The organism is Pantoea sp. PvP021, from assembly GCF_054056055.1.
In genome coordinates, this window is sequence record NZ_JBSRXX010000006.1 from 24,592 (window position 1) to 46,106 (window position 21,515).

General features: G+C 55.9%; 18 protein-coding genes. 16 read left to right on the forward strand and 2 right to left on the reverse strand.

Features of this window, described 5'->3' with window-relative positions; all coding sequences use genetic code 11:
• Positions 1-4 precede the first annotated feature (4 nt).
• From atpH to ACVKSX_RS16165, 13 genes are all read left to right on the forward strand, one after another.
• A complete protein-coding gene (atpH, locus tag ACVKSX_RS16105) occupies positions 5-538 on the forward strand; it encodes a F0F1 ATP synthase subunit delta (RefSeq protein WP_003849530.1) in 534 nt (177 codons plus the stop codon).
• Between the two features lie 14 nt (positions 539-552).
• On the forward strand, positions 553-2,094 hold the full coding sequence (atpA, locus tag ACVKSX_RS16110; protein ID WP_010258868.1) for a F0F1 ATP synthase subunit alpha: 1,542 nt from the start codon (positions 553-555) through the stop codon (positions 2,092-2,094).
• A gap of 52 nt (positions 2,095-2,146) precedes the next feature.
• Positions 2,147-3,013 (forward strand): F0F1 ATP synthase subunit gamma, encoded by an 867-nt coding sequence (atpG, locus tag ACVKSX_RS16115; protein ID WP_010258869.1) that lies wholly within the window; start codon positions 2,147-2,149, stop codon positions 3,011-3,013.
• Positions 3,014-3,043: 30 nt separating this feature from the next.
• On the forward strand, positions 3,044-4,441 hold the full coding sequence (gene atpD, locus ACVKSX_RS16120; protein WP_010258870.1) for a F0F1 ATP synthase subunit beta: 1,398 nt from the start codon (positions 3,044-3,046) through the stop codon (positions 4,439-4,441).
• Positions 4,442-4,465: 24 nt separating this feature from the next.
• Positions 4,466-4,885: a F0F1 ATP synthase subunit epsilon gene (locus ACVKSX_RS16125; protein ID WP_010258871.1), complete on the forward strand. Its 420-nt coding sequence runs from the start codon at positions 4,466-4,468 to the stop codon at positions 4,883-4,885.
• A 160-nt stretch (positions 4,886-5,045) separates the two neighbouring features.
• Complete coding sequence (glmU, locus tag ACVKSX_RS16130) at positions 5,046-6,416, forward strand: bifunctional UDP-N-acetylglucosamine diphosphorylase/glucosamine-1-phosphate N-acetyltransferase GlmU (protein WP_354439184.1); 1,371 nt, start codon at positions 5,046-5,048, stop codon at positions 6,414-6,416.
• A gap of 153 nt (positions 6,417-6,569) precedes the next feature.
• Positions 6,570-8,399, forward strand: coding sequence for a glutamine--fructose-6-phosphate transaminase (isomerizing) (glmS, locus tag ACVKSX_RS16135; RefSeq protein ID WP_354439185.1), 1,830 nt, complete (start codon positions 6,570-6,572; stop codon positions 8,397-8,399).
• A gap of 165 nt (positions 8,400-8,564) precedes the next feature.
• A complete protein-coding gene (gene pstS / locus ACVKSX_RS16140; protein WP_010258875.1) occupies positions 8,565-9,608 on the forward strand; it encodes a phosphate ABC transporter substrate-binding protein PstS in 1,044 nt (347 codons plus the stop codon).
• Positions 9,609-9,695: 87 nt separating this feature from the next.
• Positions 9,696-10,658, forward strand: coding sequence for a phosphate ABC transporter permease PstC (pstC, locus tag ACVKSX_RS16145; RefSeq protein ID WP_010258877.1), 963 nt, complete (start codon positions 9,696-9,698; stop codon positions 10,656-10,658).
• Positions 10,655-11,545, forward strand: a complete 891-nt coding sequence (pstA, locus tag ACVKSX_RS16150) for a phosphate ABC transporter permease PstA (protein WP_010258878.1) — start codon at positions 10,655-10,657, stop codon at positions 11,543-11,545. Before pstC ends, pstA begins: the two co-directional genes overlap by 4 nt.
• A 44-nt stretch (positions 11,546-11,589) precedes the next feature.
• Positions 11,590-12,363, forward strand: coding sequence for a phosphate ABC transporter ATP-binding protein PstB (pstB, locus tag ACVKSX_RS16155; RefSeq protein ID WP_010258879.1), 774 nt, complete (start codon positions 11,590-11,592; stop codon positions 12,361-12,363).
• A 17-nt stretch (positions 12,364-12,380) separates the two neighbouring features.
• Positions 12,381-13,115, forward strand: coding sequence for a phosphate signaling complex protein PhoU (gene phoU / locus ACVKSX_RS16160; protein ID WP_354439188.1), 735 nt, complete (start codon positions 12,381-12,383; stop codon positions 13,113-13,115).
• A 107-nt stretch (positions 13,116-13,222) separates the two neighbouring features.
• Positions 13,223-14,461: an MFS transporter gene (locus ACVKSX_RS16165; RefSeq protein ID WP_010258883.1), complete on the forward strand. Its 1,239-nt coding sequence runs from the start codon at positions 13,223-13,225 to the stop codon at positions 14,459-14,461.
• A 166-nt stretch (positions 14,462-14,627) separates the two neighbouring features.
• On the opposite strand, the gene xylB is transcribed toward ACVKSX_RS16165, so the two are convergent.
• Entirely contained in the window at positions 14,628-16,070 is a 1,443-nt protein-coding gene (gene xylB, locus ACVKSX_RS16170; RefSeq protein WP_187500793.1) for a xylulokinase, read from the reverse strand.
• Between the two features lie 17 nt (positions 16,071-16,087).
• Complete coding sequence (xylA, locus tag ACVKSX_RS16175; RefSeq protein ID WP_003849568.1) at positions 16,088-17,410, reverse strand: xylose isomerase; 1,323 nt, start codon at positions 17,408-17,410, stop codon at positions 16,088-16,090.
• Between the two features lie 344 nt (positions 17,411-17,754).
• Here xylA and xylF point away from each other — a divergent pair, with 344 nt between their 5' ends.
• Genes xylF through xylH form a run of 3 tightly spaced genes read left to right on the forward strand, consistent with a single transcriptional unit; the run spans position 17,755 to position 21,473 of the window.
• Positions 17,755-18,747, forward strand: coding sequence for a D-xylose ABC transporter substrate-binding protein (gene xylF, locus ACVKSX_RS16180; protein ID WP_010258888.1), 993 nt, complete (start codon positions 17,755-17,757; stop codon positions 18,745-18,747).
• A 28-nt stretch (positions 18,748-18,775) separates the two neighbouring features.
• Positions 18,776-20,296 (forward strand): xylose ABC transporter ATP-binding protein, encoded by a 1,521-nt coding sequence (locus tag ACVKSX_RS16185; RefSeq protein ID WP_010258889.1) that lies wholly within the window; start codon positions 18,776-18,778, stop codon positions 20,294-20,296.
• The gene (xylH, locus tag ACVKSX_RS16190; RefSeq protein ID WP_033773189.1) at positions 20,289-21,473 is read left to right on the forward strand and encodes a xylose ABC transporter permease XylH; all 1,185 of its coding nucleotides are present in this window, start codon (positions 20,289-20,291) and stop codon (positions 21,471-21,473) included. The genes ACVKSX_RS16185 and xylH overlap by 8 nt, the downstream gene beginning before the upstream one ends.
• Positions 21,474-21,515: the final 42 nt, after the last annotated feature.

Here is a 21,515-nt window from a genome sequence, read left to right on the forward strand (position 1 = left end):
GCTGATGTCTGATCTGATTACTGTAGCTCGCCCCTACGCCAAAGCAGCTTTTGACTTTGCTGTTGAGCATCAAAGTATTGAACGCTGGCAACAGATGCTGGCGTTTGCCGCAGAAGTGGCTCGCAATGAACAGATGGCTGATCTTCTCTCAGGTGCATTAGCACCCGAAGCGCTGGCAGCGTCGTTTAACGCAGTCTGTGGTGATCAACTGGATGAACCCGCGCAGAACCTGATTAAGGTGATGGCGGAAAACGGACGTTTGACAGCGCTTCCGGCTGTACTGGCCCAATACATCGAACTGCGTGACGCTCATGAAGCCACCGCTGAAGTTGATGTTATCTCCGCCAGTACGCTGAGTGACGACCAGCTGAATAAAATCAGCGCCGCGATGGAAAAACGTCTGTCACGCAAAGTTAAGCTGAATTGCAAAATTGATAAGTCTGTGATGGCAGGCGTGATCATCCGTTCGGGTGATCTGGTTATTGATGGCAGCGTACGCGGCCGTCTTGACCGTCTGGCTGACGTCTTGCAGTCTTAAGGGGACTGGAGCATATGCAACTGAATTCCACCGAAATCAGCGAACTGATCAAGCAGCGCATTGCTCAGTTCAATGTCGTGAGTGAAGCTCACAACGAAGGTACGATTGTTTCTGTAAGTGACGGTATCATCCGCGTACACGGCCTGGCCGATGTCATGCAGGGTGAGATGATTGCCCTGCCGGGCAACCGTTACGCTATCGCCCTGAACCTCGAGCGTGACTCGGTTGGTGCAGTGGTGATGGGCCCTTACGCTGACCTCGCCGAAGGCATGAAGGTTAAGTGTACTGGCCGTATTCTTGAAGTACCGGTAGGCCGTGGCCTGCTGGGCCGCGTAGTGAACACCCTGGGTGCTCCTATCGACGGTAAAGGCGCAATCGACAACGACGGTTTCTCACCGGTTGAAGTCATTGCACCTGGCGTTATCGACCGTCAGTCAGTCGACCAGCCGGTTCAGACCGGTTATAAGTCGGTCGATGCGATGATTCCAATTGGCCGTGGCCAGCGTGAGCTGATCATCGGTGACCGTCAGACCGGTAAAACCGCAATGGCGATCGATGCGATCATCAACCAGCGCGACTCAGGCATCAAGTGTGTCTACGTTGCGATTGGTCAGAAAGCCTCAACCATCTCTAACGTGGTTCGTAAGCTGGAAGAGCATGGCGCACTGCAGAACACCATCGTTGTTGTGGCATCTGCTTCTGAATCTGCTGCACTGCAGTATCTCTCTCCGTACGCAGGCTGTGCGATGGGCGAATACTTCCGTGACCGCGGTGAAGATGCGCTGATCGTATACGATGACCTTTCTAAGCAGGCTGTCGCGTACCGTCAGATTTCTCTGCTGCTGCGCCGTCCACCAGGTCGTGAAGCATTCCCTGGCGACGTGTTCTATCTCCACTCCCGTCTGCTGGAACGTGCATCACGCGTAAGCGCTGATTATGTAGAGCGTTTCACCAATGGCGCAGTGACAGGTAAAACCGGTTCACTGACCGCGCTGCCGATCATCGAAACCCAGGCGGGCGACGTTTCTGCGTTCGTTCCGACCAACGTAATCTCGATTACTGATGGTCAGATCTTCCTGGAATCGAACCTGTTCAACTCCGGTATTCGTCCGGCCGTTAACCCAGGTATTTCGGTATCCCGCGTAGGTGGTGCTGCACAGACCAAGATCATCAAGAAACTGTCCGGTGGTATCCGTACCGCGCTGGCACAGTATCGTGAACTGGCGGCGTTCTCGCAGTTCGCTTCTGATCTGGATGATGCAACCCGCAAACAGCTGAGCCACGGTCAGAAAGTGACCGAGCTGCTGAAGCAGAAACAGTATGCGCCGATGTCTGTCGCACAGCAGGGTCTGGTTCTGTTCGCTGCAGAGCGTGGCTATCTGAACGACGTTGAACTGGCAAAAATTGGCAGCTTCGAAGCTGCACTGCTGGCCTTCGCCGATCGCGACCACGCTGAGCTGATGGCTGAAATCAACCAGTCGGGTAACTTTAATAACGATATCGAAGCCAAGCTGAAAGGCCTGGTCGAAACGTTTAAAGCAACCCAGTCCTGGTAATGTCTGGCGGCTTGTCTGAAAAGGCAGGCCGCAAGGCTTTGAGGAGAAGCTAATGGCCGGCGCAAAAGAGATACGAAGCAAGATTGGAAGCGTGAAAAACACGCAGAAGATCACCAAAGCGATGGAAATGGTCGCCGCCTCCAAGATGCGTAAAACGCAGGAACGCATGGCGGCCAGCCGTCCGTATGCAGAAACCATGCGCAAAGTGATTGGTCACCTTGCGTTGGGTAATCTGGAATACAAGCACCCTTACCTGGAAGAGCGCGACGTGAAGCGCGTCGGCTACCTGGTCGTTTCAACTGACCGCGGGCTTTGTGGTGGTTTGAACATTAACCTGTTCAAAAAGTTACTGGCGGATATGAAGTCCTGGTCCGATAAAGGCGTGCAGAGCGATCTGTCGATTATCGGTTCAAAAGGGGCGTCATTCTTTAATGCTGTGGGTGGCAACATTGTGGCGCAAGTCAGTGGCATGGGCGATAAACCTACCCTGTCTGACCTGATTGGCCCGGTAAAAGTGATGTTGCAGGCTTATGATGAAGGCCGCATCGACAAGCTGATGATCGTCAATAACAAATTCAATAACACCATGTCTCAGACTCCGACCATCACCCAACTGCTGCCGTTACCGCCAGCGGAAGGTGAAGAAGAGATGAAGGCGAAGACCTGGGATTACCTGTATGAACCCGATCCGAAAGCGCTGCTGGATACCCTGCTGCGTCGTTATGTCGAATCGCAGGTTTATCAGGGTGTGGTGGAAAATCTGGCCAGTGAGCAGGCCGCACGTATGGTAGCGATGAAAGCCGCAACCGATAACGGCGGAAATCTGATCAAAGAGCTGCAGTTGGTGTACAACAAAGCTCGTCAGGCCAGCATCACCCAGGAACTTACCGAGATTGTCGGTGGAGCCTCCGCGGTTTAACCAGGTTTGGAATTAGGTAGAGGATTCAAGATGGCAACTGGAAAGATTGTCCAGATTATCGGCGCCGTTGTTGACGTCGAATTCCCTCAGGACGCGGTACCGCAAGTGTACAGCGCCCTCGAGGTTATGAATGGTGATGCGCGTCTGGTGCTGGAAGTTCAGCAGCAGCTCGGCGGCGGCGTAGTACGTACCATCGCAATGGGTACGTCTGACGGCCTGAAGCGTGGTCTGAGCGTCAACGACCTGCAGAAACCGATTCAGGTACCCGTCGGTAAAGCGACCCTGGGCCGTATCATGAACGTTCTCGGCGAGCCAATCGATATGAAAGGCGAGCTGAAAGAAGAAGATGGCAGCGCAGTAGAGATCGCCTCTATTCACCGCGCAGCCCCTTCTTATGAAGATCAGTCTAACTCGCAGGAACTGCTGGAAACCGGCATCAAGGTTATCGACCTGATGTGTCCGTTTGCTAAAGGCGGTAAAGTCGGTCTGTTCGGTGGTGCGGGTGTAGGTAAAACCGTCAACATGATGGAACTGATCCGTAACATCGCGGCTGAACACTCAGGTTACTCAGTGTTTGCCGGTGTGGGTGAGCGTACTCGTGAGGGTAACGACTTCTACCACGAAATGACTGACTCTAACGTTATCGATAAAGTTGCACTGGTCTATGGCCAGATGAACGAGCCGCCGGGTAACCGTCTGCGCGTAGCACTGACCGGTCTGACCATGGCGGAAAAATTCCGTGATGAAGGCCGCGACGTTCTGCTGTTCATCGATAACATCTACCGTTATACCCTGGCCGGTACAGAAGTTTCTGCACTGCTGGGTCGTATGCCATCTGCGGTAGGTTACCAGCCAACGCTGGCAGAAGAGATGGGTGTGTTGCAGGAGCGTATTACCTCCACCAAGACCGGTTCAATCACCTCCGTACAGGCCGTTTACGTCCCTGCGGATGACCTGACTGACCCATCACCAGCAACTACCTTTGCGCACTTAGACTCAACGGTAACGCTGAGCCGTCAGATCGCCTCTCTGGGTATCTACCCGGCCGTTGACCCGCTGGACTCTACCAGCCGTCAGCTGGATCCGCTGGTTGTCGGTCAGGAGCACTATGATGTTGCACGTGGCGTTCAGTCACTGCTGCAGCGTTATCAGGAACTGAAAGACATCATCGCCATCCTCGGTATGGATGAGCTGTCTGAAGAAGACAAACTGCTGGTGGCACGTGCGCGTAAGATTCAGCGCTTCCTGTCTCAGCCGTTCTTCGTTGCAGAAGTATTCACCGGTTCACCGGGCAAATACGTGACGCTGAAAGACACTATCCGTGGCTTTAAAGGCATCATGGAAGGTGAGTTTGACCACCTGCCAGAGCAGGCCTTCTACATGGTTGGCGCCATCGAAGAAGCCGTGGAAAAAGCGAAGAAACTGTAATAACGGTTTCCCGGGAGGAAGATTATGGCTATGACTTATCACCTGGATGTGGTCAGCGCAGAGGAGCAGTTGTTCTCTGGTCTGGTACAGAAAATTCAGGTGTCAGGTAGCGAAGGTGAACTGGGGATTTTCCCTGGCCATGCGCCGCTGCTGACTGCCATTAAGCCTGGAATGATCCGTATCGTGAAACAGCACGGCGAAGAGGAGTTTATCTACCTCTCTGGCGGCGTGCTGGAAGTGCAACCGGGCAGCAGCACCGTTCTGGCCGATACCGCTATCCGCGGTACCGATCTGGATGAAGCACGCGCTCTGGAAGCAAAACGCAAAGCAGAAGACCATATGAACAGCAGCCACGGCGACGTGGACTATGCTCAGGCCTCTGCCGAGCTGGCGAAAGCCATTGCTAAACTGCGCGTGATCGAACTGACCAAAAAAGCGATGTAATCCAGCTTTATGCGTCATGAAATGCCAGCCCTCGGGCTGGCATTTTTTTTGTCTGCTGCGCCTGATCTGCCTGTCCGCCTAATTTCGGCCTGAGAAAAATGTAGTAATCTCAATCCCAAACCGTTTTACTTTCACCCGTAAAAATTCACTCAGGATAGTTATGTCTAACAGTGCGATGAGTGTGGTGATCCTTGCTGCTGGCAAGGGCACCCGTATGTATTCCGATCTGCCTAAAGTTCTGCATACGCTGGCAGGCAAACCCATGGTTCAGCATGTGATTGACGCGGCTAAAGGGCTGGGCGCACAGCAGGTCCATCTGGTTTATGGTCACGGCGGCGATCGCCTGAAGGCGAACCTCACTGACAGCTCGCTCAACTGGGTGCTGCAGGCCGAGCAGCTCGGCACTGGCCATGCGATGCAGCAGGCAGCGCCTGCATTCGCGGATGATGAAGATATCATGATGCTTTACGGTGACGTGCCGCTGATCTCTCAGGCGACACTACAGCGGCTGCGCGAAGCCAAACCGCAGGGCGGCATTGGCTTACTTACCGTGGTACTGGACGACCCAACCGGTTATGGCCGCATTGTGCGTGAGAACGACACCATCACCGGCATTATCGAACAGAAAGATGCCAGCCCGGCGCAGCTCACCATTAAAGAGATCAACACCGGTATTCTGATCGCCAACGGCGGCGATTTAAAACGCTGGCTGGCGCAGCTCACCAACAATAATGCGCAGGGTGAGTATTACATCACCGATATTATTGCGCTGGCGCATCAGGAAGGTCGGGTAATCAACGCGGTTCATCCGGCACGCATCAGTGAAACCGATGGCGTCAACAACCGGCTGCAGCTGGCGACATTAGAGCGCACTTACCAGGCTGAACAGGCGGAAAAGCTGCTGCTGGCTGGCGTGATGCTGCGCGATCCGGCCCGTTTTGACCTGCGCGGGACGCTGACGCACGGGCGGGATGTTGAAATTGACACCAACGTCATTATTGAAGGCCAGGTCACGCTGGGCGCACGCGTCAGAATCGGCGCGGGCTGCATTATCAAAAACAGCGTGATTGGTGATGACTGTGAAATCAGCCCCTATTCGGTGATCGAGGATGCGAATCTCGCCACTGCCTGCACCGTCGGACCTTTTGCCCGTCTGCGTCCTGGCAGCGAACTGGCCGATGCTGCCCACGTGGGCAACTTCGTCGAAATGAAGAAAGCGCGTCTGGGCAGAGGATCGAAAGCGGGGCATCTCTCCTATCTCGGTGATGCGGAGATTGGCGACAACGTAAATATCGGTGCAGGCACCATTACCTGCAACTACGACGGTGCGAACAAATTCAAAACCATAATTGGCGATGACGTATTTGTGGGCTCAGATACCCAGCTGGTGGCGCCGGTCAGCATCGCGGCAGGGACCACCATTGCGGCGGGCACGACCATCATGAAAGATGTGACCCAGGCCGGTCTGGTCTATAACCGTAAAGAGCAGAATCACAAAGCGGACTGGCAGCGTCCGGTGAAGAAAAAATAAATTTTAACGGCCCGCTTTAATGCGGGCCTATGCAGTGCAGTGCCAAAACTATAATCCCCACTCTCTACAAGGCTCGGGGAACCGGCAAAGCCGGATATCAGGTCGCATGACAACAGAAGTGGCGAAAAGCCATGTAGTCAGGAAAACATCATTATGTGTGGAATTGTTGGTGCAGTAGCGCAACGTGATATCGCAGAGATTCTGCTGGAAGGTCTGCGTCGTCTTGAATATCGCGGATATGATTCGGCCGGTCTGGCCGTGGTCGATCGTCAGGGGCACGTCACGCGCCTGCGGCGTTTAGGAAAAGTGCAGAAACTGGCGGAAGCCGCTGAGCAGCAACCGCTGATTGGTGGCACCGGCATCGCGCACACGCGCTGGGCAACCCATGGCGAGCCGTCGGAAGCGAACGCGCATCCGCACGTCTCAGAGCACATCATCATCGTGCACAACGGCATCATTGAAAATCATGAGCCATTGCGCGCTGAACTGATCGCGCGCGGTTATGTGTTTGCCTCTGAAACGGACACCGAAGTGGTGGCGCATCTGGTTCACTGGGAGCAGAAGCAGGGCGGTTCGCTGCGTGAAGTGGTGCTGCGTGTGATTCCGCAACTGCGCGGTGCCTATGGCATGGTGATCATGGACAGCCGCGATCCGTCACTGCTGGTGGCGGCCCGTTCCGGCAGCCCGCTGGTGATTGGTCGTGGCATGGGCGAAAACTTTATCGCCTCGGATCAGCTGGCCCTGCTGCCGGTGACCCGTCGGTTCATCTATCTGGAAGAGGGTGATATCGCCGAAATCAGCCGTCGCGATGTCACGGTGATCGACCGTGAAGGCAACACCGTGACCCGTGCCGAGATCGAGTCGAACCTGCAATATGATGCCGGTGACAAAGGCATTTACCGTCACTACATGCAGAAAGAGATCTACGAACAGCCCATGGCGCTGAAAAGCACCCTGAGCGGTCGGTTCAGCCAGGGTCAGGTTGATCTCAGCGAACTGGGCGCGGGCGCAGAAGCGCTGCTGAGCCAGGTTAAGCATATCCAGATTATCGCCTGTGGCACCTCCTACAACTCCGGCATGGTGTCACGCTACTGGTTTGAGTCGCTGGCAAACCTGCCCTGTGATGTCGAGATTGCCTCGGAATTCCGCTACCGTAAATCAGCGGTGCGCAAAAACAGCCTGCTGATCACCCTGTCGCAGTCGGGTGAAACGGCAGATACCCTGGCGGCGCTGCGTCTCTCTAAAGAGCTGGGCTACCTGGGCTCGCTGGCGGTCTGTAACGTGGCCGGTTCATCACTGGTGCGGGAATCTGACCTGGCGCTGATGACCAAAGCGGGCACCGAAATCGGCGTCGCCTCTACCAAAGCGTTCACCACCCAGTTAGCGGTGCTGCTGATGCTGGTGGCGAAACTGGGCCGTCTGAAAGGGATGTCTGCCGAGACTGAACATGAGATCGTTCATGCACTGCAGGCGTTGCCGAACCGGATTGAGCAGATGCTGGCGCAGGATAAGCTGATTGAAAATCTGGCAGAAGGCTTCTCTGACAAGCATCACGCACTGTTCCTGGGTCGTGGCGATCAATATCCGATTGCCATGGAAGGGGCGCTGAAGCTCAAGGAGATCTCCTACATTCATGCGGAAGCCTACGCCGCAGGCGAGCTGAAACATGGCCCGCTGGCGCTGATTGATGCGGACATGCCGGTGATCGTGGTGGCACCTAACAACGAACTGCTGGAGAAGCTCAAATCCAACATCGAAGAGGTACGCGCACGCGGCGGCCTGCTCTATGTCTTTGCCGATCAGGATGCGGGCTTCAGCGACAGTGACGGCATGAAGATCATCCCGTTGCCGCATGTCGAAGAGGTCATTGCGCCCATCTTCTACACGGTGCCGCTACAGTTACTCTCCTATCACGTCGCCCTGATCAAAGGGACCGACGTCGATCAGCCACGTAACCTGGCAAAATCGGTTACTGTGGAATAACCGGGTGGGCCCCGTCGCGGGCCCACTTTGCTCCGGCCCTCTGTCATATAACTGTCATATTTCGTACATTTCACTGTCATCAAACTGTCCTATTTTCCCTCCTGCAGCAATCACAGATTCTTACTAAAACGGCCCCAAGCCTGACTTTTCTCCCCTGGAGGGAATATGACACTGATGCGTAGCACCGTAGCCCGAATCCTCGCCACCACCTTCGCCGTAAGCGCGGTATCTGCTTTTGCGGCAACCGATCTCACTGGCGCAGGCGGGACGTTCCCGGCGCCGGTTTATGCCAAGTGGGCAGCAGAATATCAAAAAGCCACCGGTAGCAAAGTTAACTACCAGGGTATCGGTTCATCTGGCGGCGTGAAACAGATCATCGCTAAAACCGTCGATTTCGGTGCGTCCGATGCGCCAATGAAAGATGAAGATCTGCAGAAAAATGGCCTGTTCCAGTTCCCTACCGTGATCGGTGGCGTGGTACTGGCGGTTAACCTGCCGGGTATCAAGTCAGGTCAGCTGACGCTGGATGGCAAAACCGTCGGTGATATCTACCTCGGCACCATCAAAAAGTGGAACGACCCGGCGATTGCCAAACTTAACCCAGGCGTGAAACTGCCAGAGACCAACATCAACGTGGTACGTCGCGCTGACGGTTCAGGCACCTCGTTCGTCTTCACCAGCTATCTGGCGAAAGTGAACCCGGACTGGAACAGCAAAATTGGTAAAGGTAACACCGTTAACTGGCCGGTCGGTCTGGGTGGTAAAGGCAACGACGGCGTCGCCGCGTTTGTTCAGCGTCTGCCGGGTTCAATCGGCTACGTGGAGTACGCCTACGCTAAACAGAACAACCTGACCTACACCAAACTGATCGATGCCGATGGCAAAGCGGTCGCCCCAAGCGAAACCAGCTTCAGTAATGCCGCGAAAGGCGCTGACTGGAGCAAATCGTTCGCGCAGGATCTGACCTTCCAGAAGGGCGCTGATGCCTGGCCAATCTCGTCAACCACCTTTATTCTGATCTACAAAGATCAGGCTAATGCGGCCAAAGGCGCTGAAGTACTGAAATTCTTCGACTGGGCTTACAAAAGCGGCAGCAAAACCGCCACAGCGCTGGATTATGCTGCGCTGCCAGAGAGCGTGACTGAACAGATTCGCGCCGCCTGGAAAGCCAACATCAAAGACAGTTCTGGTAAAGCGCTTTATCAGTAATTGACCGACCCTGACCGGACAGCAGTCCGGTCAGACTCAACGGGCGGCGTCATGCCGTCCTGATAACTTCTGAAGACTGAGACTTCTATGGCTGCAACGAAGCCGGCATTCAAAGCCCCAGGCAAACAAGGTGACAGAATTTTTGGCGCGCTGGTCAGGCTGGCTGCGCTGATTGTCCTGTTACTGATGGGCGGCATTATTGTCTCCCTGATCATCTCCTCGTGGCCCAGCATCCAGAAGTTTGGTTTCGCCTTTTTGTGGACCAAAACCTGGGATGCGCCCAACGAACAATTTGGTGCACTGGTACCGATCTACGGCACCCTTGTGACCTCCATTATTGCCCTGATTATCGCAGTACCGGTGAGTTTTGGTATCGCGCTGTTCCTGACAGAACTCGCGCCAGGCTGGCTGCGTCGCCCGCTGGGCACCGCCATTGAGCTGCTGGCGGCCATTCCCAGTATTGTTTATGGCATGTGGGGTCTGTTTGTTTTCGCGCCGCTGTTTGCCGAATACTTCCAGACACCGGTCAATGACGTGATATCGGGCATTCCGATTGTCGGCGAGCTTTTCTCCGGCCCCGCTTTCGGTATCGGCATCCTCGCGGCGGGTGTGATTCTGGCGATCATGATCATCCCTTATATCGCCTCGGTCATGCGCGACGTCTTTGAGCAGACCCCGGTGATGATGAAAGAGTCAGCCTACGGCATCGGCTGCACCACCTGGGAAGTGATCTGGCGCATCGTACTGCCCTTTACCAAAAATGGCGTGATTGGCGGTGTGATGCTCGGACTGGGTCGTGCGCTGGGTGAAACCATGGCGGTGACTTTTATTATCGGCAACACCTACCAGCTCGACAGCCCGTCGCTGTTTATGCCGGGTAACAGCATCACCTCGGCGCTGGCCAACGAGTTCGCTGAAGCGGAATCGGGCGTGCACGTCGCCGCGCTGATGGAGCTGGGACTGATCCTGTTTGTGATTACCTTTATCGTGCTGGCGATTTCAAAGCTGATGATTATGCGGCTGGCGAAAAGTGAAGGAGCGCGCTCATGACCACAATTGAAATTCAGGCGCGCGCCGAACTGGACGCATCACGCCGTAAAATGCAGTCCTGGCGCAGCACTAAAAATAAAATTGCGCTGACGCTGTCGCTGCTGACCATGGCTTTTGGCCTGTTCTGGCTGGTGTGGATCCTGTTCACCACCGTATCGCGCGGCGTGGATGGGCTCTCCTGGTCCCTGTTCACCGAATCAACGCCACCACCCAATACCGCGGGCGGCGGGCTGGCTAACGCCCTGGCAGGCAGCGGATTACTGATTTTCTGGTCTACCTTCTTCGGCACACCGCTGGGCATCATGGCGGGTATCTATCTGGCGGAATATGGGCGCAAGTCGCCACTGGCAGAAGTGATCCGCTTTATTAACGACATTCTGCTTTCGGCACCCTCGATTGTGGTCGGCCTGTTCGTCTACACCCTTGTGGTGTCGCAGATGCAGCACTTCTCCGGCTGGGCCGGGGTGATTGCGCTGGCGCTGCTGCAGGTGCCGATTGTGATTCGTACCACCGAAAACATGATGCGACTGGTGCCAGACAGCATGCGTGAAGCGGCTTACGCGCTGGGTACGCCCAAGTGGAAGATGATCGCGTCTATCACCCTGAAAGCGTCGGTCTCCGGCATCATCACGGGTGTGCTGCTGGCGATTGCGCGCATTGCAGGTGAAACGGCACCGCTGCTGTTCACGGCGCTCTCGAACCAGTTCTGGAGCACCGACATGATGCAGCCGCTGGCGAACCTGCCGGTCACCATCTTTAAGTTCGCCATGAGCCCGTTCGCCGAATGGCAGAGCCTGGCCTGGGCAGGTGTGCTGATTATCACCCTCTGCGTGCTGGTGCTGAACATCGTGGCGCGGGTGATTTTCGCCAAAGGTAAACACGGTTAATTTCCGGCGCGGCCCTGTGCGGCGCCGTATAAGAGAGATGAATTATGAGTATCGCGACAGCATCAGCCGATAAAATTCAGGTCCGTAATCTGAACTTCTATTACGGCAAATATCATGCGCTGAAGAACATCAATCTGGATATCGCTAAGAATCAGGTGACTGCGTTTATCGGGCCATCGGGCTGTGGTAAGTCGACCCTGCTGCGGACCTTCAACAAAATGTACTCGCTCTATCCGGATCAGCGGGCTGAAGGGGACATTCTGCTGGATGGCGAAAACATTCTGGCGACTCAGCAGGATATCGCGCTGCTGCGCGCCCGGGTCGGCATGGTGTTTCAGAAGCCTACGCCGTTCCCGATGTCGATCTATGACAACATCGCCTTTGGCGTTCGCCTGTTTGAAAAGCTGTCGCGTGCCGATATGGATGCGCGCGTGCAGTGGGCGCTGACCAAAGCCGCGCTGTGGAATGAAACCAAAGACAAGCTGCATCAGAGCGGTTACAGTCTCTCCGGCGGCCAGCAGCAGCGTCTGTGCATTGCCCGCGGTATCGCGATTCGCCCGGAAGTCTTACTGCTGGATGAGCCCTGCTCTGCGCTTGATCCTATCTCTACTGGCCGTATTGAGGAGCTGATCACCGAGCTGAAACAGGATTACACCGTGGTGATCGTGACGCACAACATGCAACAGGCTGCACGCTGCTCTGACCATACGGCTTTCATGTATCTGGGCGAACTGATTGAGTTCAGCGATACCGACACGCTGTTCACTAAACCCGCCCAGAAGCAAACCGAAGATTATATAACTGGCCGCTACGGCTGATCTGACAGGAGATCGACATGGATAATCTTAATCTGAATAAGCACATCTCCGGTCAGTTCAATGCCGAGCTGGAGCATATCCGTACCCAGGTGATGATCATGGGCGGTATGGTCGAGCAGCAGCTGACCGATGCAATTACCGCTATGCATAATCTGGATGGCGAACTGGCGCAGCGGGTGATCGACGGTGACCAGAAGGTCAATATGATAGAAGTGGAGATTGATGAAGCCTGCGTGCGCATCATCGCCAAACGTCAGCCAACCGCGATCGATTTGCGACTGGTGATGGCGATCATCAAAGCCATTTCTGAGCTGGAACGGATTGGCGACGTGGCGGAGAAGATCAGCCGCACGGCGCTGGAGAAGTTTGGTCAGCAGCATTTGCCGCTGCTGGTCAGCCTTGAGTCGCTGGGTCGTCACACCGTACAGATGCTGCATGATGTGCTGGACGCTTTTGCACGCATGGATCTCAACGAAGCGATCACTATCTACCGTGAAGATAAAAAGGTGGATAAAGAGTACGAAGGCATTGTGCGCCAGCTGATGACCTACATGATGGAAGATCCGCGCACCATTCCCAGCGTGCTGACGGCGCTGTTCTGTGCCCGCGCCATTGAGCGTATCGGCGATCGTTGCCAGAACATCTGCGAAATCATCTTCTATTTCGTCAAAGGTCAGGATTTCCGTCACGTTGGCGGTGACCGGCTCGATGAATTACTGTCGGGCGATGACGGCAGCAACAGACCTTCCTGATAAATCTTCTTCCTGCGCCTGATCGGCGCAGGGATAAGCCTTTTCAATTGGTCACATCCTGAACTCTCTCTATAATTGCGGCACTTTTCTTTATGAGGTGCGCAACGATGTCCCCTTCTCCCCAATCTAAGCCCGGCGTAACGCCAGGCAAAGCGATGCTGGCTGCGGTCAGCGGTTATGCCATGGATGGATTTGACCTGCTGATACTCGGCTTTATGCTGCCGGCTATCAGTGTTTCGCTGGCGCTCAACCCATCACAGGCGGGATCGCTGGTGACCTGGACGCTGATTGGCGCGGTTATCGGTGGCATCGTATTTGGTCATCTCAGCGACCGCTATGGTCGCATCCGCATGCTCACCGTCACGATTCTGGTCTTTTCGGTCTTTACCGGGCTGTGCGCGGTGGCGCAGGGCTACTGGGATCTGCTCGCCTGGCGAACGCTGGCGGGTGTCGGTCTGGGTGGCGAATTTGGTATCGGCATGGCGCTGATTGCCGAAGCCTGGCCGGCGGAGAAGCGTAATCGCGCATCAGCGTGGGTTGGCATCGGCTGGCAACTCGGGGTGCTGATGGCGGCCTTTATCACACCGCCGCTGCTGACTATCATCGGCTGGCGCGGCATGTTTCTGGTCGGCTTGTTGCCTGCGCTGGTCTCGTTTGCCATTCGTCGCGGCATGGGTGAACCGGAGGCGTATCAACGGCAGGTTAAACATGTGCCGTCACTCTCTTTTCCGGCGCGCCTGAAACTGCTGGTGCGCGATCGCGCCACCGCCAAAGCCAGCCTGGGCATTTTTATCCTCTGTTCAGTACAGAACTTTGGTTACTACGGGCTGATGATCTGGATGCCGAGTTACCTCTCCTCCAGCTTTGGCTTCAGCCTGACGAAGTCGGGCCTCTGGACCGCGGTGACCGTGGTCGGGATGACCTTTGGCATCTGGCTGTTTGGCGTACTGGCCGACCGCTTCGCACGCTGGAAAATCTTCCTGCTCTATCAGTTTGGCGCAGTAGTGATGGTGGTGGTTTATGCTCAGCTGCGCGACCCGAACATCATGCTATTTACCGGCGCGATCATGGGGATGTTTGTTAACGGCATGATTGGCGGTTATGGCGCGCTGATTTCCGATACTTTCCCGCCGCAGGTGCGTGCCACCGCGCAAAACGTCCTGTTCAACCTTGGCCGCGGTGTGGGCGGCTTCGGCCCGGTGGTGATTGGTCTGCTGGCGAGCCAGTTCTCGTTTACGGCGGCGATTACCCTGCTGGCGCTGATTTATCTGCTGGATATTGCGGCGACGCTGTTCCTGCTGCCGAAGAAACAGGGTCAGGAAGATACGCTGGGCGCGATTGGCTGATGCTGCCGTGATGGTATGGCTGGAGTAAGTATCATTCCGGCCATTCCGGGTCAGTAATATGGCTCACGATCACCTGTTCTGCCTTCATTACCCCCTGGCATTACATGGCAGGGGGATCCGTTAACAGGCGATTTAAATCCATAGCAGGCAGAGCGTTCTCGCAGGTTTACTTCATCAGCGGCAGGAGCTGTTGATACAGCGTCGCAAAGGTCTCACGACGTGGCTGGTAGTGCGCTACCCGGGCCGGATCCGGCTGGTGTCGCTGCACCAGAACCGGGGTCGGCACAGTGACCTCTGCATCCAGCGCCTGCTGTGCCAGCCTGGCGGCCCCCAGCGCCGGGCCAACCTCCCCGCCATGGCAGTAATCCAGCGTCTGGCCGCTGATGTCTGCCAGCATCTGACGCCACAGTGCACTGCGTGCGCCGCCGCCGATCAACATAATGCTCTTTGGCTGAACGCCACAGTCATGCAGCGCGTCCATGCCCTCCGCCAGCGCAAACCCGACGCCTTCCAGCACCGATCTCGCCAGCTCGGGACGGCCATGCTGGTGGGTAAAGCCAAAGAAAGCACCCCGGGCATTCGGGTTATTGTGCGGCGTGCGCTCACCGGAAAGATAGGGCAGAAACCACAGCCCGGGCACGTCATCGCGCGCGCGTTCAGCTTCAGCCAGCAGCTCAGGAACATCTCTGCAACCGGTCAGCGTCGCTGCCCAGTCCAGACAGGAGGCTGCGCTGAGCATCACCGACATCAGATGCCAGCGCTGGGGTAACGCATGACAGAAGCTGTGTACCGCACGCTGCGGATTGCTGAGATAGCCGTCGCTCACCACGAAGTAGACGCCCGACGTACCCAGCGACAGCATGCCCTGGCCCGGTTCGGTCATGCCGACACCAATCGCACCCGCAGCATTGTCGCCACCGCCCGCCGCCAGCGGCACGGCGTTCATCTTCCAGCGTGTGGCCAGTTCGGCATGTAAGGTGCCGGTCAGGGCATTGCCCTCATAGAGTTGCGGCATCTGATCGCGGCTGAGGTCGCAGGCGCGCAGCATCACATCGCTCCAGTCACGCCGTGCCACATCCAGCCACATTGTGCCTGCTGCATCTGACATATCAGTGGCGAAGTCGCCACTCAATCGCCAGCGCAGGTAATCTTTGGGCAACAGCACGTGAGCGATCTGATTGAATATTGCCGGTTCATGTTGCTGAACCCACAGCAGCTTAGGAGCCGTGAAGCCGGGCATCATCAGGTTGCCGGTGATCGCCCGCGAATCCGGCACCTTCTGTTCCAGCTCACGGCACTGCGCCTCGCTGCGCCCATCATTCCAGAGCATGGCCGGTCGTAATACCTGGTTTGCACTGTTGAGCAGCGTTGCACCATGCATCTGTCCGCTCAGCCCGATGGCCTGCACCGCGCGCAGATCCTGCTGCGCGCTCAGCGCCTGCATGGTCAAATCCAGCGCCTGCCACCAGCTTTCGGGATCCTGCTCGCTCCACAATGGCTGCGGACGCGAAACCTGCAGCGGCGCTGTTTCCGTCGCCATCACATTGCCTTGTGCATCCATCAGCACCACTTTGACGCCAGAGGTGCCTAAATCGATCCCGATAAACATGCTCTGCTCCTGAGGGGTTAGAAATCAAACAGGTAGTGATTTACCAGATTTTCCAGCTGCTCCTGACGTCCGCTCTGATGCTGCGGATTGAGCTGCTGCTGCTGAGCATGCGCCGCCAGCGCCTCCAGTGAAAACTCGCCTTTCAAAATTTGCTGGCCGAACTCACCATTCCAGCCGCTGTAGCGCTGTGCCACACGCTTATCGAGTTCACCGTCGCTGATCATGCGAGCGGCGACCTTCAGCGCCAGCGCCATGGTATCCATCGCGCCAATATGACCGTAGAAGAGATCATATTTATCAGTGCTCTGACGACGCACTTTGGCATCAAAGTTTAAGCCGCCAGTGGTAAAGCCGCCCGCCTTGAGAATTTCGTACATCACCAGCGCATTCTCTTCCACGCTGACCGGGAACTGATCGGTATCCCAGCCGCACTGCGGATCGCCGCGGTTGGCATCCACTGAACCAAAAATGCCCAGCGCAATGGCCGTCGCAATTTCATGATGGAAAGAGTGACCCGCCAGCGTGGCGTGGTTCGCCTCAACGTTAACCTTGATCTCTTTCTCCAGTCCGAACTGTTTCAGGAAGCCATAAACCGTCGCGACATCATAGTCATACTGATGTTTGGTCGGCTCCTGCGGTTTCGGTTCGATCAGCAGCGTTCCCTGGAAGCCAATTTTGTGTTTGTGCTCGACCACCATCTGCATAAAGCGGCCAATCTGCTCGCGCTCCTGGCGCAGATCGGTATTCAGCAGAGTTTCGTACCCTTCGCGTCCGCCCCACAACACATAGTTTTCACCGCCCAGGGTTTTGGTCGCCTGCATGGCGCTGCAGACCTGCGTCGCTGCCCAGGCAAAGACTTCAGGATCGGGATTGGTGGCAGCCCCGGCTCCGTAGCGCGGATGGGTAAAGCAGTTGGCCGTGCCCCACAGCAGTTTCACGCCGGTCTCCTGCTGTTTCTCCAGCAGTTTATCGGTCATGGCGGCAAAATTCTCTTTGTAGCTGTGCAGCGAATCGCCTTCTGGTGAGACATCAACGTCATGGAAGCAGTACCACGGCACATTCAGCTTGTGGAAAAACTCAAAGGCCACATCCGCTTTCAGTTTTGCCTGCTGCAGCGCATCTCCGCTTTTCTGCCACGGACGATCAAAAGCGCCGACACCAAACATATCCGCGCCATTCCAGCAGAAGGTGTGCCAGTAACAGGCGGCAAAGCGCAGATGCTCCGCCATGGTCTTGCCGAGGATCACCTCATCGGGATTGTAGTGGCGGAAAGCGAGAGGATGAGTCGACTGGGTGCCTTCATAACGAACCCGATCGATCTGATCGAAATAAGCGTGCATGGTTTGCTCCTTAGCATCAGTACCCGAATGGCCTGCGTTGAAGCAATATTTGATATTGGCTGCTGTCTCATCACAATTACGATATTTCACTACGGGTGTCAGATAATTATTATTTGTGCGCTGGCTCGCAAAATAATGTTATTTACGGGGTGGTTTATCATTATCGCTCTCTTGTCCGAAAAAGATGAAACCTCGATCGCGCTCATAAAAAATGAAATAAACCAAAAAACGTAATAGCCGGATAAAAATCAGTAATTGCTGTAACAGGAAAATAAGGGCAACAATTCATCCGCCTGGTTTATAGGCCTGAAACGACAATAGCCTCAACCTACAGGATGATCACAATGAAGATGAAACATGCACTGCTCGCCGCCTGTGCGGCGCTGGCGCTGTTCAGCCAGACCAGCGTGGCAAAAGAAGTGAAGATCGGCATGGCGATTGACGATTTGCGACTCGAACGCTGGCAGAAAGACCGCGATATTTTCGTAAAACAGGCTGAGACGCTGGGCGCGAAGGTGTTTGTTCAGTCAGCCAACGGCAACGAAGAGACACAGATGTCGCAGATTGAAAATATGATCAATCGCGGTGTCGATGTGCTGGTGATTATTCCCTACAACGGTCAGGTATTGAGTAATGTTGTCGCTGAAGCGAAACGGGAAGGCATTAAAGTGCTGGCGTATGACCGAATGATAAATAATGCCGATATCGACTTTTATATCTCTTTCGATAATGAAAAAGTGGGCGAGCTTCAGGCCGAGAGCATTGTGAAACAGGTGCCTAAGGGCAACTATTTTTTAATGGGCGGATCGCCTGTGGATAATAACGCACGCCTGTTCCGTGCCGGACAGATGAAGGTGTTAAAACCCTATATTGATAACGGCAGCATTAAAATTGTTGGTGACCAGTGGGTCGATGCCTGGCTGCCAGAAAATGCCCTGAAAATTATGGAAAATGCCCTGACCGCCAACGGCAACCATATCGATGCGGTGGTGGCCTCTAACGATGCCACCGCAGGCGGCGCGATTCAGGCGCTGAGCGCGCAGGGGCTGGCAGGAAAAGTGGCGATCTCCGGTCAGGATGCCGATCTGGCAGCCATTAAGCGTATCAAAGCGGGCACCCAGACCATGACGGTTTACAAACCGATCACTGAGCTCGCCACCGAAGCGGCGAAAATTGCCGTCGAACTGGGTGAGGGCAAAACACCTGCCAGCAACAGCACGCTGAACAATGGTCTGAAAGAGGTTCCGTCACGGCTGCTGAAGCCGATTCCGGTCAACAAAGACAATATTGAAAGCACCGTGGTGAAAGACGGTTTCCACAAACAGAGCGAACTCTGACTGCGCATAGCGTGAGGGAGAACAGTCGATGCTGCTGGAAATGAAAAATATCACCAAGCGTTTCGGTGCCGTGAAGGCGCTGAATGATGTCAGCCTGCAACTTGAGGCGGGCGAAGTGATGTCGCTGTGTGGTGAGAATGGATCAGGCAAATCGACGCTGATGAAAATCCTGTGCGGACTCTATCCGCACGGCGATTTTGAAGGGCAGATTCACTTCTCTGGCGACGACATTCAGGCGCAGACCATTCGCGATACCGAGCGTAAAGGCATTGTGATTATTCATCAGGAGCTGGCGCTGGTGCGGCAACTGACGGTGATGGAGAACATTTTCCTCGGTGCCGAACTGAGCCGTTTCGGCATGGTGGATGATGAAACCATGACCCTGCGCTGCCAGCAACTGCTGGCGCGGGTCGGGCTGAACGTTTCTCCCGCCACCCGGGTCGGTGAGTTAGGCCTTGGGCAGCAGCAACTGGTGGAGATTGCCCGCGCCCTTAACAAACAGGTCCGGCTGCTGATTCTGGATGAGCCGACCTCTTCCCTGACGGAGCAGGAAACGGACGTGCTGCTCGGCATCATCCGCAATCTGCGTGAACACGGCATTGCCTGCATCTACATCTCGCACAAGCTGAATGAGGTTAAGGCGATCTCCGATACCATCTGCGTGATTCGTGACGGCCAGCATATTGCTACCCGTCCGGCAGCGGGCCTGAGCGAAGATGACATCATCACCATGATGGTGGGACGCGAGCTGACCGCGCTCTATCCCCACGCGCCGCATCAGATTGGCGACGTGATACTGAAAGTTGAAAACCTCACCGCCTGGCATCCGGTTAACCGCCACATCCGCCGCGTTAACAATGTCTCGTTCTCGCTCAGACGCGGTGAAATCCTCGGCATCGCCGGGCTGGTGGGCGCGGGCAGGACTGAGACAGTCCAATGTCTGTTTGGCGTCTGGCCGGGGCGCTGGCAGGGCGATATCTGGATCAATGGCAAACAGGTCAACATCACCGATTGCCGCGCCGCCATTGCGCACGGCATCGCGATGGTGCCGGAAGATCGTAAAAAAGATGGCATCGTGCCGCTGATGGCGGTGGGCAAAAATATTACCCTGGCGGCGCTGGACCAGTTCAGCCACCGACTCTCAACGCTGGATGAAGCGCAGGAGCAGCAGGCGATCAATGACGCGATCGGTCGGCTGCGGGTGAAAACCTCCTCATCAGAACTGCCGATTGGCCGTTTAAGCGGCGGCAACCAGCAGAAAGCGATTCTGGCGAAATGTCTGCTGCTCAATCCAAAAATCCTAATCCTCGATGAACCGACGCGCGGCATTGATGTGGGCGCACGTCAGGAGATCTACCTGCTGATCAATGCGCTGGTTCAGCAGGGTATCGCGGTGATTGTGATTTCCTCTGAGCTTCCGGAAGTGCTGGGCCTGAGCGATCGGGTGCTGGTGATGCATGAAGGGCAGATCAAAGCCGATTTGATTAACGATAACCTGACTCAGGAGCAGGTGATGGAAGCTGCCCTGCGGAGTGAACATTATGCTTAAAAGTGAAAGTACCCAAAGCCGCCTCTCCGGCACGCCGGGCAAACCGTCACCGGGCAGGTTCACACTGCCTAATCTGCAGGTTCTGGTGATGCTGGGCGCAATTGTGCTGATTGCATTGTTCTTTACCTGGACCACAGACGGCGCGTGGCTCAGCGCGCGTAACGTCTCCAACCTGCTGCGTCAGACCGCCATCACCGGCATTCTGGCCGTGGGTATGGTGTTCGTGATTATCTCGGCGGAGATCGACCTGTCAGTAGGTTCCATGATGGGCCTGCTGGGTGGCGCGGCGGCGATATTTGACGTCTGGCTCGGCTGGCCGCTGCCGCTGACCATTGTGGTGACGCTGGTGATGGGATTACTGCTTGGCACGTGGAATGGCTGGTGGGTGGCCTACCGTAAAGTGCCTTCGTTTATTGTGACGCTGGCGGGGATGCTGGCTTTCCGCGGTGTTCTGGTCGGGATTACCGATGGCACTACGGTTGCGCCGATCACGCCAGGCATGTCGCAGATTGGTCAGAGTTATCTGCCGGGCGGCGTCGGTTTCGGCTTTGGCTTTGCCGGTCTGGCGTTGTTTATGTTGTGGCAGTGGCGGCTGCGGCTGCGTCGTCAGCAGCTCGGACTGGCGCAGGGCGCAGCCAGCGGCACCATCGGACGTCAGGCGATCACCGCCATCTTAGTGCTGGGTGCCATCTGGTTGCTCAACGACTATCGCGGCGTGCCGACCCCGGTGTTACTGCTGGCCGTGCTGTTGCTGGCGGGCATGTTTATGGCAACCCGCACCGCGTTTGGCCGTCGTATCTACGCCATCGGCGGCAACATTGATGCTGCGCGCCTGTCTGGCATTAACGTGGCGCGTACAAAGCTGGCGGTGTTTGCCATCAACGGTGTGATGGTGGCGATTGCCGGGCTGATCCTCAGTTCACGACTGGGCGCAGGCTCGCCGTCGGCGGGTAACATTGCGGAACTCGACGCTATCGCCGCCTGTGTGATCGGCGGCACCAGCCTGGCGGGTGGCGTAGGTTCGGTTGCGGGCGCGGTAATGGGGGCGTTTATTATGGCCTCGCTGGATAACGGCATGAGCATGATGGATGTGCCGACTTTCTGGCAGTACATCGTTAAAGGCGCGATTCTGCTGCTGGCGGTGTGGATGGATACGGCAACGCGGCGTCGGGTGTAATCGCGCGGGCGATCACATTGTGGCGCAAACAATTTTTTTGCC